This is a genomic window from Clostridium sp. (assembly GCF_036660475.1).
GTDB lineage: Bacteria > Bacillota > Clostridia > Clostridiales > Clostridiaceae > Clostridium_J.
In genome coordinates this window covers 137213-151345 of record NZ_JAVXAO010000008.1, presented here as the reverse complement: position 1 = coordinate 151345, position 14133 = coordinate 137213, and the positions used below count along the sequence as shown (strand labels likewise).

Annotated in this window: 20 protein-coding genes; all 20 read right to left on the bottom strand. The window is 30.1% G+C overall.

The features are described 5' to 3' along the window. Positions 1–3 precede the first annotated feature (3 nt). The 20 genes from RSA29_RS12285 to RSA29_RS12190 all read right to left on the bottom strand — a co-directional run bounded on the left by RSA29_RS12285 (position 4) and on the right by RSA29_RS12190 (position 14114). Positions 4–741 carry a hypothetical protein gene (locus tag RSA29_RS12285; RefSeq protein ID WP_346942009.1) on the bottom strand — a complete coding sequence of 246 codons (738 nt, stop codon included), beginning with the start codon at positions 739–741 and terminating at the stop codon, positions 4–6. Between the two features lie 19 nt (positions 742–760). Beyond that, positions 761–1396, bottom strand: a complete 636-nt coding sequence (locus tag RSA29_RS12280; protein WP_346942010.1) for a hypothetical protein — start codon at positions 1394–1396, stop codon at positions 761–763. Continuing rightward, positions 1393–1896, bottom strand: a complete 504-nt coding sequence (locus RSA29_RS12275; protein WP_346942011.1) for a flavodoxin family protein — start codon at positions 1894–1896, stop codon at positions 1393–1395. The genes RSA29_RS12280 and RSA29_RS12275 overlap by 4 nt, the downstream gene beginning before the upstream one ends. 106 nt (positions 1897–2002) lie before the next feature. Then, entirely contained in the window at positions 2003–2782 is a 780-nt protein-coding gene (locus RSA29_RS12270; RefSeq protein ID WP_346942012.1) for a class I SAM-dependent methyltransferase, read from the bottom strand. 24 nt (positions 2783–2806) lie between these two features. Further along, complete coding sequence (locus RSA29_RS12265) at positions 2807–3748, bottom strand: aminoglycoside phosphotransferase family protein (protein ID WP_346942013.1); 942 nt, start codon at positions 3746–3748, stop codon at positions 2807–2809. Between the two features lie 30 nt (positions 3749–3778). Beyond that, positions 3779–4354, bottom strand: a complete 576-nt coding sequence (locus tag RSA29_RS12260) for a flavodoxin family protein (protein ID WP_346942014.1) — start codon at positions 4352–4354, stop codon at positions 3779–3781. Positions 4355–4413: 59 nt separating this feature from the next. Continuing rightward, entirely contained in the window at positions 4414–4992 is a 579-nt protein-coding gene (locus RSA29_RS12255; protein WP_346942015.1) for a DJ-1/PfpI family protein, read from the bottom strand. 137 nt (positions 4993–5129) lie between these two features. Further along, entirely contained in the window at positions 5130–6008 is an 879-nt protein-coding gene (locus RSA29_RS12250; protein WP_346942016.1) for a GNAT family N-acetyltransferase, read from the bottom strand. Between the two features lie 25 nt (positions 6009–6033). After that, positions 6034–6765: a TIM barrel protein gene (locus RSA29_RS12245; protein WP_346942017.1), complete on the bottom strand. Its 732-nt coding sequence runs from the start codon at positions 6763–6765 to the stop codon at positions 6034–6036. A 184-nt stretch (positions 6766–6949) separates the two neighbouring features. Next, positions 6950–7720, bottom strand: a complete 771-nt coding sequence (locus RSA29_RS12240) for an aminoglycoside adenylyltransferase domain-containing protein (protein WP_346942018.1) — start codon at positions 7718–7720, stop codon at positions 6950–6952. Between the two features lie 50 nt (positions 7721–7770). Further along, positions 7771–8271 carry an NUDIX domain-containing protein gene (locus RSA29_RS12235; RefSeq protein ID WP_346942019.1) on the bottom strand — a complete coding sequence of 167 codons (501 nt, stop codon included), beginning with the start codon at positions 8269–8271 and terminating at the stop codon, positions 7771–7773. Positions 8272–8348: 77 nt separating this feature from the next. After that, a complete protein-coding gene (locus tag RSA29_RS12230) occupies positions 8349–8750 on the bottom strand; it encodes a DUF4440 domain-containing protein (protein ID WP_346942020.1) in 402 nt (133 codons plus the stop codon). Between the two features lie 33 nt (positions 8751–8783). Beyond that, positions 8784–9560, bottom strand: a complete 777-nt coding sequence (locus tag RSA29_RS12225; protein ID WP_346942021.1) for a GNAT family N-acetyltransferase — start codon at positions 9558–9560, stop codon at positions 8784–8786. Between the two features lie 19 nt (positions 9561–9579). Continuing rightward, positions 9580–10077 (bottom strand): GNAT family N-acetyltransferase, encoded by a 498-nt coding sequence (locus tag RSA29_RS12220; RefSeq protein WP_346942022.1) that lies wholly within the window; start codon positions 10075–10077, stop codon positions 9580–9582. 32 nt (positions 10078–10109) lie between these two features. Beyond that, a complete protein-coding gene (locus tag RSA29_RS12215) occupies positions 10110–10670 on the bottom strand; it encodes a GNAT family N-acetyltransferase (protein ID WP_346942023.1) in 561 nt (186 codons plus the stop codon). 155 nt (positions 10671–10825) lie between these two features. Beyond that, complete coding sequence (locus RSA29_RS12210; protein WP_346944432.1) at positions 10826–11656, bottom strand: DUF2785 domain-containing protein; 831 nt, start codon at positions 11654–11656, stop codon at positions 10826–10828. A gap of 43 nt (positions 11657–11699) precedes the next feature. Next, positions 11700–12218: a GNAT family N-acetyltransferase gene (locus RSA29_RS12205; RefSeq protein ID WP_346942025.1), complete on the bottom strand. Its 519-nt coding sequence runs from the start codon at positions 12216–12218 to the stop codon at positions 11700–11702. 96 nt (positions 12219–12314) lie between these two features. Further along, entirely contained in the window at positions 12315–12833 is a 519-nt protein-coding gene (locus RSA29_RS12200) for a GNAT family protein (RefSeq protein WP_346942026.1), read from the bottom strand. A gap of 201 nt (positions 12834–13034) precedes the next feature. After that, the gene (locus RSA29_RS12195) at positions 13035–13175 is read right to left on the bottom strand and encodes a hypothetical protein (protein WP_346942027.1); all 141 of its coding nucleotides are present in this window, start codon (positions 13173–13175) and stop codon (positions 13035–13037) included. A 93-nt stretch (positions 13176–13268) separates the two neighbouring features. Next, positions 13269–14114 (bottom strand): MBL fold metallo-hydrolase, encoded by an 846-nt coding sequence (locus RSA29_RS12190; protein ID WP_346942028.1) that lies wholly within the window; start codon positions 14112–14114, stop codon positions 13269–13271. Positions 14115–14133 lie beyond the last annotated feature (19 nt).

Sequence of the window (14133 nt, the reverse complement as noted above, 5' to 3'; positions counted from 1 at the left end):
TTCCTATATTTCTTCTATTTTAATAACCTTCATTTGAATTAAACTATTTCTTATAAATTCCTCAACTTGATCATTAGTTTTTAGCACTTTAATATAATCGATAAACTTTTTTTCCAATTCATCTAATGAAATCTTAAACTTCCCAAGAAATCGATCTTCAAATTCATTATCTAAAGAACTATAAAATTCCTTGAACTTATTTACTCCAAAAATATCAATAATATATGCTACAAAAGCTCCTGCTATGGTATAGGTTATTATATGATTATGTTTATAAAATCCTTCTTTGTTAATTAATTCTCCTATATTTACATATAACCCTCTATTTATAAAAAAGTTTACCCAGCTATAATTAGGTACCCCCCAGTATCCTTTATCAAAGAACATCGCTAGTCCCTCTCTAATAAATGTCTGAGGTGGTATTCCTAATGTATTGTATGAGATAACATGAGCATCCTCATGAAATCCAGTGCATTTAACTTTATCGTTATATACTGCATACACTTTATCTGGTTCACTAGCAAAACCATTACAAGGTTCATTATCACCGTATATTTCCCCAACTTCCTCAGGTGAGTTGCATAAATAATAGTTAATTTTAGATACCATTTTAACATCTAAGTAATTACATATATATTCATGACATGTCTCTTGTAATTTTATTATTTCCTCAATATCTTTTTCTGCATTTGAACCCATATTATAATTAAATATATAATTTTTACTTTCGCTTTTTTTCAAGTTCCATCACCTCAGTATTTTATTTCTTCCTAAATAAATCTTTTGTTTTTAATCCATTAGCTTTAATCCCTTGCCTCCATCCTCGTTCCCCTGCAAGTTTATAGGCAAGCCTTGGAAAATTAGGTTTAATAAATAAATTCTCTCCGCTCTGGCCTTTTAAAATATTATTTGAAACTACTTTTAATGCTTCTCCTAAATTTTTATTAGGTCCATGTCCAAGTGGAACATTTTTAACTGATAACAGCATTCCACCACCGCCAATACCAATACCTTGCCCCCATTTGAGCTTTGATTTTTCGCACCAGTTTTCTATCATATTAATGGCTAATATATTCTGCTGACCTTCATAAAATCCACAGTTTACTAAGGCATAAACTCTAATATCTTTCTTATCTGTAGCACTAAAAAATTCTTCTAGTTGAATTAAACACCTTAAAAGATGAGATGGAATTCCATCTACATACAATGGAAATGCAAAAACTATGGCCTCACACTGACTAATCTCTTTCATCTGATCATTATCAATCTGATGCTTTCTAAAGGAATACTCAAAAATACTATGACTTTCATCAAAAAAACTTTTAAGACCTTGTAATATATGCCCTGATCCACTATCCTTTGCTTTTGGACTTCCATTAATAAGAGCTATCTTCATAATATATTCTCCTCCATCTCATCAACCCTATTAACAAAGGTTACATTGCACTCCTCATAGTTCATATTAGCTGAGTTTGATGCAACTAATTTTTTAGCAGTTTCCCTTTCCTTTTCTGCTATATTTTCCCCATAAAACCATACCATCATATGAAATTTATTATTATATCTTCTTCTATGGTGCATTTCCCCATTCTTTATCATAAAATAAGGCTGAACATAGGAAATACTTCTATCAAATACATTCTTCACAAAGGGACTAAATCCACCATAACAACATCTACTGATAACAATAACTTCATCACATTTTGATAAGTATTCTCCCATATCCCCATATTTATCTCGTATTACACACGTAGCTGGAGTCTTTATCCAACATCCAAAACACCCAACACAGTGATTAATTGTCCCATCATCTGATATTACTTGTGTATCCTTCAACGGATTTGGAAATAATCTTTCAAACTCTTTATGATTTAAATCATGTATTAATAATTTCATTTTAAGCTCCTCCCTTCAACCTATTATATGATTTGGACTTGCAACATTTTCGCTATACTTTCTAAGTTCAAAATATTTCTTACTTAGGTAACTAAAAAAACACTTCTTAAGCTCTACCTATAAATAATCCATGCTGACTATACCCAAGTAAGCTTTCTTCTTTGCAAGTTTCAAGATGATATTCCATCCATATATTAAATTCTGTTTCATTAAATTTGTTAATTTTTTCTTTTAGAATTATGCCCATGCCATCTGTACCAATATGTTCTAGCTTAGATACATTACTTTTATTCATAAGTTCCTCTATGCCCTTAACTGTTGAGAAATAAAAGCAATCTCTTTCATCATCATACTCTTTTCCTTCTATATATATTTTCCTTATACCTTCATCATTTATGTTCTCACTATCTCTATTAATCATATCTATAAAAGTTGAAAAACGATTAATATATGCTGCGGCTAAAATTCCTTGTGGTTTTAATACCCTCTTACATTCTTCTATACACTTAAATCTATCTTCTTCACTCATGAGATGATACAGTGGTCCAAGGCACAATACTACATCAAAAGTGTTATCTTTAACATTTTCCAGATTCAACACATTCCCCTGAAAAACATCTAAATTCAAGCCTTCCTTTATAGCTCTTTCTCTCATAATAGATACATGTTTTGGTGATAAATCCGATGCCGTTATATCCATACCCCTTTTAGCATAATGGAATGAATATCTCCCTGTTCCAGCACCTATATCTAAAACCTTAGTATCTCTATTAATGTATTTATTCAAGAAATTTATTGTTGTAATAAACTCAACTTCATGAGCCTTATCCTTAATAAGTCTTATATCTTCCTCATATGCATCATAATAATTCACAATAGTCTCCATAATTATCCCCCATTTATTTTTTATTTAGCTATCTTTAATTAACCTTTTTAAAAATTCAACATTTCCATAATAATAATCCGTTGCTTGTACATATGCCCAACTACAGTTTCCTACTCCAAAGGTTAATAGGTAAACATATATCCTTTCCTTAAATCCCCTATCAATATTTAAGTATTTGTTATATCCTCTTAGAAATGAAGCTTCTAATTCCTTATCATCTAAAAAGTATCTATAATATAGGCTACTAAAATCTTGTTCTACATTTCTTGGATAAGCCGTTTCGAAATCAATTACTCCAGATACCTCATAGGTATCATTATTTCTTCTAACCAAAATATTTCTACCATCAAAATCTCCATGAACAAGTCTTGGCTCAACATCACTATTTATTAACTCATAATTACTTCTAATTTCATCAATAGCCTTACTTATTATTTCTTCATCTGGCAATTTCTGATTGTAAATATCCTCTATGTTTCTTTCACTACATCTCATGAAATATTCTCTGTAATCTTTAACTGGATTTATAGGAATTCCACCTTCATCCCATTCTCCAATGAATTCAAAAATCTTAAATGAATGCAATTTTCCAAGTTCTTCTCCCATCGTATTAAAAATATTTATCTTATTTTCATAAGATAATTTATCCATTACACAATCTAAAACTTCCCCTTCAATCCACTCCGTAATTAGCCATTGCTCTCCGGTGTCTAAATTCCCATAGGCATATACACTAGGGCATCTTACACTACTTCCTTCTAAAAGCTTTAGAGTTGCAATTTCTCTTGCCCGACGCTTATCTATATAATAAAGTTTAAATATATACTTTTTCCCACTTTCCAATGCTATTTCATAAACCAAATGCCTTTTAATACTGTGATTTCCTACAGGTTTAATAGTAAAATTACTTTCTTTTAATATTTCTTCAAGTATTTTTTTTATTTCTTCATGAGAATAATTTAACATCTTTTCATCTCCCACTAGCTAAAATAAGCCCTATTTATCAAGGATCCTACCAGCAAATTCCCTAGCACCATTAACAGCTTCCACAGTTTGAAATGCTACTTTGTCATCCTCGTCCCCATCCCTTACAGAATACATTCCTAGATAAAGTAGCTTTGAATGCTCACAAAGACGCTTTATCCCCATTTCAAATGGTTCAGCTGCATACTTCACATCATATCCATGGGTTGCAATTATTGCACATTTTTTTCCATCCCAAAGGGAACCTTTACCACTTCCATAAAACTTGTTCATTCCATAAAATCGATCAAGCATTGCCTTCATTTCTGGCGGGCAATACCAGCTGTAAATAGGTGTTGCTAAAACAAAGCAATCCGATTGAAGTATTTTTAATACAATATCCTGCATATCATCATTTTGCTTACACCCATATTCCCCTGTTACATTTTGACAAGCATAACATCCACCACAAGAAGAAATATGTTTGTCTGCAAGTGTAATATAGACTAACTCCGCGCCATTAACTTCTAATTCTTTAATAAATGGTTTTAATAATTCAACTGTATTTCCATTAAGCCTAGGACTCCCCATTAAAATACAAACCTTCAAATTTCAACACCTCCCAAATATGTTAATTCACTTAAAACCCCAACTAAGTAAGTCTCACTTTATAATCCTTTTATATTTTTAGAAAAGCTCTTTCTATCCTCTTGATCCTCAAACAGATTAAACCAATCACATATTTCTATTGCAAAATCGATAAATGCTATTCCCTGAGCAGTTATAATATTCCCATCTCTTACAACTCTCTCTGAAACAAAATTTTCTCTTGGGAAAGGGTCCTTCTCTCCAAATACCTCAATATGTTTCTCTGTCCATTCAATCGCAGGTGTTGTATATTTCACATTATCAAGAATACCTGCTTTGGCTAAGAATATTGTTCCTGCACCACATATAGCACTTATTAATTTCCCTTTCACATTCAAATTATTAATTAACTCCATTAATTCTGGCTTAGTATCACCATACCATCCACCTGTAATTATTAAACCTTCTGCTTCTTCCTCTAACACTTCACTAACTAATTTTGATGGCTTATATAAAATTCCAGAACGCCCTTTAATTATTTTATCTTCATATGCAATTGTAACTATTTCTTTATCTGCACTTGTACTTAATAAGTGAGTAATTAATGTTATCTCATAATCTGTCATTCCATCGAAAATAAATACTAATATTTTATTCATGTGAATTCACCTTCCCATATTTCTAAATCTCATTTTTCAAAATTAAAATTCCTTTTTAAGACGTCATTATTTTCTGTGTAATCAAAAAGTTAAACTCTAATCTTTACTTCTATACTACAATTCCAACTTAATTAACCCTATTTTGTCATATACCCTTTTTCTGCCAAACTAATAAATCCTAATTTATCATAAAATATTTCTGCATCGTTACCTACTGTAATATTTAGCCTTATAGCTGGATATTTTCTGAATAATAAACTTAATGTTCTTTGAATCATTTTTACTCCTAATCCTTTTCTTTGAAACTTTGGATCCACAACAAAATCAAGTATATAAGGTAACCCATTAATAAATCCAACAATACATGCACCAATAAATTTATTTGTAATATTATCAAAAATTAACGTAGACCACTCATTCTCAATATTCATTGCTTGTATATGGTTAAAATATACTTGAACATTTGAAACTTGATCATTATATGATTGAGAAGCAATACACTCAAGTTTATTATTACTATAGGTGTCAAAATAAAGCTTTGCCATATCTCCAGCATACTCAATTTGGGGAGCTATGATTTTATACCTTTCTTCCCATGTAACATTAAATTCATTAGTAGCACATACCATAAGTTTCTCAATTTTCTCCAGTCGAAACCCAACATTTTTAAAATGCTCCATTAACCTTAAATTAGAATCAGGAATTACTATGACCTTGCTTTCATCAGATATAAAATTAACATACAATGCTAATTTTTCTATTAATTCCTTATTGTTATGAAATGGTGGAATAGTGAATATACACTTAATAATATTGGGCTTTATAAGAGCCCCACCTATTCTTTTACCATCTCTTTCTATCCAATAAGCAAAATCAAAATTCTTGTACCGATCAATGTCATTCTGAAAACTTAATGTCATCCATTCATTAAAATTGCTTATCCTATAAATAGCATGATACCTTGCCCACTCTTCCGGATTGGCCTTATAAATTTTATATTCACCCAAGTTACACAATCGATTCCATCCCCTTTTATCTAACTTATTTATTTTGAAATATACTTTGTATTGTAGTTTGAGATTTTATAATTTCTTCATCAGTATCAACTACTTCAAATATAATTTTTCCATCATACTCTTTTAAATAATTTTGAAAAATTAACTCAAAGTCAAGTTCACCTTGTCCTATTGAAAGATGTTCATGTTCTACACTAAAGTGCTTGTCTGCTATATGTATGCATTTAGGAAACTTCACTTCAATGATTCTTTGCAAATGTTGATAGTCATCAATGTGGGCAATGTCAAGAAGCAATTCAACATCTGGGTTTCTATCAAATACTATTTTCAAATCATCTGGTGTATAATTAATCTTATCAATTACGCTATTATTCTCAATATATAATTTTATCCCCTCATCTTTAAGCAGTTGATTTGTTTTGTGAATATTATCTGCAAGTAGATATATTGTCTCTTTAGTTACAGGAATACTTTCACATACCGGATGTATAATAACTTCCTTATGTTTTAGAAACTTCAATATTCTAATCAATTCACTATTGTATTTATCATAATCATCAATATCATAAACCGCATGAATTATTACCGGAAATTTAGAATTTAAAACATATTCCGCTTTCGGTGCTAATACTTTATCAAGTATCAATTCATCCTTCACAAACCAGATTTGCATGAAACCAAATTTATTAAGTTGTGAAAATTCTACTTCCTCTTTATAATCATTAAACCACCTTATGCTTCTTCCATATTCAATCATAACTAAACACCTTTCTTTTTTATATTTTAAGTGGAGTTTATCTCTTATATTTGTTTGTATTATAGTACCTATATATAATTACTAATGTCTCTTTTCTAAGATTTCTTAATCCGCTTAAAATAGATAATAAGTCAAAATAACCCATCAGACTCACTCATTCATCTTTGAAGATGCCTTAAGTTCATTAATCAATAGCACTTCTTATACTATCTATTTCATTTTGTATAAAATCTACAAATTCAATTAACAATTCTTGTTGGATGTTAAGTTCTATAGAAACATCATTATGTGAATTTAAAGCCCCTTGAATAATATTCCTATACTTATTTGGGCAATTTAAGTATCCCCATTCTCCACCTTCTTGTTTTGAAGATATTATTCCTTCCTTTAAATAGTACAAAACCCTACATAGATTCAACACATAATAAATTGGATTATCAAATACTTCTTCTTTTACATTAGAAATATCCTTGATTATTGAATCTATATAATATTTCCTTGGAACTTTTTCAAATACCTGCTCTATAGGTTTTCCACTTATACATCTTCCTCTTTCACATAGTACAGCAATATGTGCAGCCAAATCATAATCTACTGAATTTGAACAAAAATAATCCAAGTTATTTTCATACCTTACCTTATGATAATCTGAATAATGTAACTGAAATGGTGTTGGATATTTGAATCTTCTACAATTGCTTTCTAAAATAACACTCATCTCAAATCCCTTTTTAGGACCATCCTTTGATAAATCAAGTAACACTTCAACTAATGCTCTCATAACATCCTTGCTAATTTCACTTTCTATAACTACTAAAAAATCAATATCGCTTGATTGTTCATTAAAATCATTCATGACTAAAGAACCATGTAGATATATTCCTATAAGGTTTTCTTGTAAAATACTTTTATAAGCATTCACTATCTTTTCTAACAAATACTTAACTGACTTCATTGCATGCACTCCTTTACTATATCAATTTAATAATTATTTAATTGATAACTCTACATGCCTAGTAATCTCATTGAATTATCAAAGTGAATCCCAGAGAAATTATTCTCTCTTACAATATATTTATTTACATTGTTTATTTCACACCACATAATATCATCAACTTCATTAGACTTTCCAAAAGGTCTTGAACTAACAAAAGCTATAAACCCGGACATAATAAGTTCTTTTGGTTTGAAATAATAGCTTGTAACATATTTCATACTTTCAACACTCTGACCTGTCTCTTCCATTACCTCTCTTACTACTGTTTCTTCTAATGTATCTCCATTTTTAACATAGCCTGAAACTACTCCCCAATTAGTTTTTGAAATATAATTTTGCTTTAATAATAATACTTGATTCTTCTCATTAATAACTAAAACCTCAACACAGCTATTGGGACTATCAAAGTAAGGTGTGTTACAATTAACACAAAATTTAACCAAACCCTCATCTCCGATATCTTTCACCCCAAGTTCTAACCCACACATTGGACAATATTTAAATTTCATAAATCATCTTTAGCAAAAGTAACTATAATTATTCTAGCTCTCATGCTAACTCCTCCCCTTTATCTTGATTATTAAATTTATTTGCCTACTAAGTTATTTTCCATTTCATATTCAGATGATAAAGTTCCTTGATGAAAAATCATTTTCCAATTTCCATCATAATATTTCCATACTGAGCTGCGAAGCGAATTCTTTTTATATTTATCAATTTCATTATGTTTTATTAAATTATACATTGCTAATACACAATCATTTGATAATTCTTTTACTTTAAAATCTAAGACTTCCCAATCTAATATATTATTATCATCCACCGCTTGATGAATATCACCGTTCTTATAATTATATACATTTCCCGAACTACAGAATTCGATGAAATCATTTGATAATATTTCATTTATTCTTTGTGATGATTTTCTTACTTCTGACTTTAATAAATCTTTCTCTAATTTCAATATATGATCTTGAATAGAATTCATTTTATCTCACCTCTATTTAACTTGATACTCCCCTTACTTTTCCCTTGAATAAAGCTCTGCCCATGCTGGGAAAAAACCTGAGTTTATAGCAATGTTCTGTGAGTGAAAATGAGATTCTACCGTTCCATAAAAAGGTACCTTCCCTCGCTTTAATATCTCATTTTTTAATAGCGTAACTAACTTTGTTCCTATTCCTTTACCCCTATGCTTTGCCAAAACATCAATACCAACTTGCCACATAGTCTCACTATCTTCACTTGCACCTGCCATACCCATTATTTCATTACCATCAATAGCCGCAACTGCAAGGATGTCTGGATGATTTTCATCAAATGCAAAAGCTTCTCCGAATCTCTCATCATCCCTAAACTGCAAAATTTCTTCTTTCTCATACCATTTCACAGCAATATTACTAATAGATTCTATTGTTGTATCACTTTCATTAGGATTTGGTAGATAATACTGGTGAACATCTGCTATTTCATGTCCAAACTTTTGAATTTCCTTATCTATCGCTCTTAACCTTGGATACACCAAAAGCCATGCTGAGTTTGCATTAAGAAGCTTCTCTTCAAACCATGGCATCATTTTAGGTGATGTACTTATAATTGCTTTGTTTCCAAAACATAATATTTTCAACGCACATCCGTCACTATTATAAATTCTTCTACCCTCAACTAAATTATTTTCAACTATTGTATTGTTTTCTTTTTCAAAATCAGATATTTCACAACTATAGTCCAAAGCTAACTGAGCCTTGGCAATTTGTATAATTTCATGTTTTGTGTACATATTATCACTACCCTTCATACAAATAATTGCATTTGCTCTATATTATTGTTTTACTCAACATTTCCGCCATTGAACCATCATCAATTTCATATGTTTTCTGTGATTCAAACCCCTGATTTAACAATATCTTTTTTGATGCTACATTATTAGGATCTATTATTGCTGTAACTCGTTGTATACTTTTTCTTTCTTCAGCCTTGTTCAATAAGTTCCCTAAAATTTCACTTCCATAGCCTTGTCCCCAGTACTCAGGGATCAATAAATATTCAACCTCAGCTTCAGCAAAATCCTCACTTGTTGAAATATCCCCTAATCCTATAAAATTATTTGTAGTAGCTTCAAAAACCTTAAATGATCCAAACTCTTCACACACTTTATTATTTTCCAACATCTTTTTATAACATTTTTTTGCTTCTTCTAATGTAAATACTCTCCCATAATTCATTACCATTACCTTTTCATTAAAAGCTAACTTTGAAAAATATTTAAAGTCATCCTCTGAGATAAATTTATCAAAATATATCCTCTTATCCATTTTCTATGCCTCCTGTAACTACAATTACGAAATTATCTTGTCCAGTCCTCTTTTAAAATTGAATATACAGCTAGATCATAGAATTCTTTGTTATCACGAAGTTTAACTTTTCTCAAGATTCCTTCGTGCTGCATTCCACTTTTAATCATAACTTTTCCCGAAGCACCATTATTTGTATCATGTCTTGCTTCTATTCGATTAAAACCAACCTCAGAAAACAAATAATCAATTACTGATTTCAGAGCTTCACTTGTTATACCCTTGTTCCAGTAGTTTCTTGATATGTTATATCCCATTTCACAAGAATAGTTCTTTTCATCCAACTTAACTACGGAAATTTGACCAATTACTTCTCCACTCTCTTTTAACTCAATAGCCCAATCATATATATTATCATCCTTATACTCCTTAACCCACATCTCTACTATTCCTTTAGTAACCTCTATGTTTTCATGGGGTTTCCAAGATAGAAATTTTCTCACTTCACTATCAGCTGCCCAATTTTTAAACATATCATATGCATCATCAAGCTCAAATTTTCTTAACAAAAGTCTATCTGTATTTATTACCTCTGTCCCTTTATGAGTTAACATAACAATCTCCCCCTTTTTATTAGTCACCTTTATAAGACCTTCCATACATTTCTTTTTCCTGTATGTCGTCAAATAAATTGAAATATTCTAAGATTTCTGCACCAAAATCTACAAACGTTTAATTTATTGTTTATATTATCTTCATCTAGATAAGTTTATAAATTTTCCAATGTCTCTGAAATTGCTTTAGTGAATATTTCCGGACTTTTTTTATACAACATTTCAAAATATAGGCTCCTTAAAAAATTCCTTATATTCACTATAAGATGATGTTCTTCAGGGTATTTGCCAGTCTTTTCGATATTGCTAAAGTCTTTTATCCATTCTACTATTTCATTGTCATCAATCAAATTCCGGCTAAAAACAGTCATAACCGCGGTAACCAGTCTATCATCTTCTTTATTTATATATGTATAATTATTTATACATACTCTGTTTTTAATTGCATGTAATATTTCGAGCAATTCATCGTAATTAATATATTGTGATTTTGCAATTTCATCTAAAGCATCAGCACCATGTGCCGTAGAGTGAGCCCATCCTTTCTCAACTACATATCCTCTTATATCCTTTTCAAGTTCTAAATACTTAATAACCCTATCCTTGATGTATATCGTTTCTTCCTTAGTTAAAAATTTAGTATTGCTATCTAAATACAATGCAAGCGGAATAAATAAAAGTGAAAATGTACGGGTAAAAACAGAATCAGTATCTTTTTCGCCTATTTTATAAAATAAATGTTCTTCATCGAGACTTATTTTTAACAATTGGTGCATTTGTTCTGATGTAATCACATTATTAATAGTCCATTTAACGAAAGTTGAATATATAAGTTCATCCCTTAACTCATAATCTACAGAACCAATACACTTCATCATATCTAATGATATTTTAATCACATTATCTGGATCATTATTTATATAGCCATTCATCTTTATTTTAATAAGTTTTTCTTTCAATAAATTTGAATTAATTTTATCTAACATTGTTAGTCCCCCCATAAATTCATGTTTATCTAGATTAAATAATTTATGCGATGCTAATCCAATATCTTTGAATTACTTCTCCATCATAAATAACTTCATTCTCTAGTTCTCCACCATTGCTTATTATAGTTTTTGCTGATCCTATATTTTCTTTATCACATGTAACTAAAGCCTTTTCTATCCCCAACTCTTTAGCAATATTTAATGATAGAGAAAGCATCTTCGTAGCATAACCTTTTTTACGCTCTGAAGGCCTAATTCCATAACCTATGTGACCTCCCCTACTTAATAGAAAATCATTCAATTCATGTCTAATGTGCAATGCTCCGTAAATTCTATTATTATCATCAACAAGAAAATACAAGGTCGCTGGAACAAATCCTAACTCTATTGCTTTGCTTGTTTTTTGTTCTGCCCATCTTTCAATTAAGGTGTTATAGTCATAGTTATTTCTCCTTGAAGCACTTGGCACTATTTCACCCTTTTGCTTCTCCCACTCACCTATATAATCCATATATTCCTTTTCCATTTCAATAGTTGGCTCAACTAACTTAAAAATCATAATACTACAACTCCCTTACTTCTCAATACTTTAAAATTATTGGTTTAAGTTATTCAAATCTATCCTTCAAATATTATCTATCTAAATAATTAACGATTATTCTAAGTCAAGTCTGTAGGTATAGTTATCATATATAATATCAGTTCCACATTTTTTAAAAGTACCTTCTTTTTCAATATAAAAGTTAAGTTTTTTTAATACTGCATTTGAACCAATATTTTGCTGTGCTACATCAGCCGTAATTTTTCTGCCTCCACTTATATAACAAAAATCGATTAGTGATTTTATCATTTCTGTAGCATATCCTTGACACCAATACTTTTTATGAATGGCATATCCTAAATCCCAATGTTTTTTGTCTTCGCTTGGAACCGCACTACATGTTCCAATATAATTTCCTGTTGCCTTTGAAACTGCAATAAAATAATAGCATCCATCATAATTTTCTACATTTTCTTTCCATCTCAAATACGTATCACCAGCTTTATCACGAGGGGGGTCTGATAGATATTTCCCCATTTCATTATCCAACCATATATCAAAACAAAATGAAGCGTCTGCTTTCTTAGTACTTTTAATCATTAATCGATTTGTTTCTAAATTTTTTATCATCATATTTAATCCCCCTTGAATTCCATAATATATATCTTATATAATCTCTAACTCGTCGTTAAAGCTCCTTCTCCATAATCGTATTAGCTTCAAACACTTTAGATGGCTTATAACCACATCGTTCATGTAATGCATGATCTCCTTCATTGAAATTAAATACATTTAATCCAATTTTATTGTATCCATGTACTCTTGCACCTTTTTCTACTTCAAGTAAAGCTGCGGTTCCAGAGCATTTTCCTTTGTTTTACTGGCTGAACGAATTAAATTTTCAGCATAATCCTTAATTGAATACTGTTTATATTTCTCAAATTCCTCTTCGGTAATATTTCTAAATTTAATCATCATTCTCCCCCAATAACATTAAAACTTATGTATAAGCTAGCTTTAAAATTATTTTTTCATACTGTCCATCTCGCTTTATCCTAAAACTACACACTAAGTAATATGAATTTCCATACCATCATATGCAAATAATATATCATTGTACTGACTTTCTAATTCTAAATAGTCATTATATGATTTTCCCCAATCTTCTCCTAGGTGAGTTACTATAATTTTTTTTATATTGTATTCTCTTTTTATATTTTGAATTTCATCCATGCTGAAAAGCTCTTTTTTAAGTGGATTATCGCTTTTTAAAATGAAACCATCCTTAAGAATATCACCTACAATAGTACTTCCAATTATTAATACATCTGCATTTTTAAGTATTTCGTTATTAGGGAATGGCTTTACATTACAGGGAGCATATATTACTTTTGTATTATTTTCTTCAAAAACAAATATAGTTGCATGATTTACTTTTAAACAACTTATCTTTATATCATCTATAAATATAGAGCTATCAATAATTTCTCTTTTAATTAAATTTCTAGTCTTTTCATAATAATCTAAATATGCACCAAACTTAAATTGTATAGAATTTATATCAGACATTACATGTTCCATTGCATATACATTTATTGGATTATTGCATTCTCTCCCCTCAGAAACTTCAAGCCAGTTCACTCTAAGTTGCTCAAAAACTCTCATACCAAGAGTATGGTCTGGGTCAACATGACTAAATAATACTGAATTAATACTTTTAATATTTGAATAGTTAATTGCATGTACTATATCTTCAGGAGTATCAACTAATAGATTTATATCTTCTAAAAACAGACTACATCCATATCTTGAAAAAGGTTTACCTTTAGTTCTCGCTTCATTACAAACTTTACACGTGCATAATGGTCGAGGTATTGCAAGGCACCCTCCACTACCAATTATTTTAAATTTCATATATTCTCTCTCCTTATCC

Bases quoted from the DNA above. Each gene is read 5' to 3' on its own strand.
- RSA29_RS12245 (WP_346942017.1), bottom strand. From the start codon at position 6,765: ATGATTGAATATGGAAGAAGCATAAGGTGGTTTAATGATTATAAAGAG.
- RSA29_RS12275 (WP_346942011.1), bottom strand. From the start codon at position 1,896: ATGAAATTATTAATACATGATTTAAATCATAAAGAGTTTGAAAGATTA.
- RSA29_RS12230 (WP_346942020.1), bottom strand. From the start codon at position 8,750: ATGAATTCTATTCAAGATCATATATTGAAATTAGAGAAAGATTTATTA.
- RSA29_RS12220 (WP_346942022.1), bottom strand. From the start codon at position 10,077: ATGGATAAGAGGATATATTTTGATAAATTTATCTCAGAGGATGACTTT.
- RSA29_RS12255 (WP_346942015.1), bottom strand. From the start codon at position 4,992: ATGAATAAAATATTAGTATTTATTTTCGATGGAATGACAGATTATGAG.
- RSA29_RS12280 (WP_346942010.1), bottom strand. From the start codon at position 1,396: ATGAAGATAGCTCTTATTAATGGAAGTCCAAAAGCAAAGGATAGTGGA.
- RSA29_RS12190 (WP_346942028.1), bottom strand. From the start codon at position 14,114: ATGAAATTTAAAATAATTGGTAGTGGAGGGTGCCTTGCAATACCTCGA.
- RSA29_RS12195 (WP_346942027.1), bottom strand. From the start codon at position 13,175: ATGATTAAATTTAGAAATATTACCGAAGAGGAATTTGAGAAATATAAA.
- RSA29_RS12200 (WP_346942026.1), bottom strand. From the start codon at position 12,833: ATGATGATAAAAAATTTAGAAACAAATCGATTAATGATTAAAAGTACT.
- RSA29_RS12240 (WP_346942018.1), bottom strand. From the start codon at position 7,720: ATGAAGTCAGTTAAGTATTTGTTAGAAAAGATAGTGAATGCTTATAAA.
- RSA29_RS12265 (WP_346942013.1), bottom strand. From the start codon at position 3,748: ATGTTAAATTATTCTCATGAAGAAATAAAAAAAATACTTGAAGAAATA.
- RSA29_RS12210 (WP_346944432.1), bottom strand. From the start codon at position 11,656: ATGTTAGATAAAATTAATTCAAATTTATTGAAAGAAAAACTTATTAAA.
- RSA29_RS12215 (WP_346942023.1), bottom strand. From the start codon at position 10,670: ATGTTAACTCATAAAGGGACAGAGGTAATAAATACAGATAGACTTTTG.
- RSA29_RS12225 (WP_346942021.1), bottom strand. From the start codon at position 9,560: ATGAAGGGTAGTGATAATATGTACACAAAACATGAAATTATACAAATT.
- RSA29_RS12205 (WP_346942025.1), bottom strand. From the start codon at position 12,218: ATGATTTTTAAGTTAGTTGAGCCAACTATTGAAATGGAAAAGGAATAT.
- RSA29_RS12235 (WP_346942019.1), bottom strand. From the start codon at position 8,271: ATGAAATTTAAATATTGTCCAATGTGTGGGTTAGAACTTGGGGTGAAA.
- RSA29_RS12270 (WP_346942012.1), bottom strand. From the start codon at position 2,782: ATGGAGACTATTGTGAATTATTATGATGCATATGAGGAAGATATAAGA.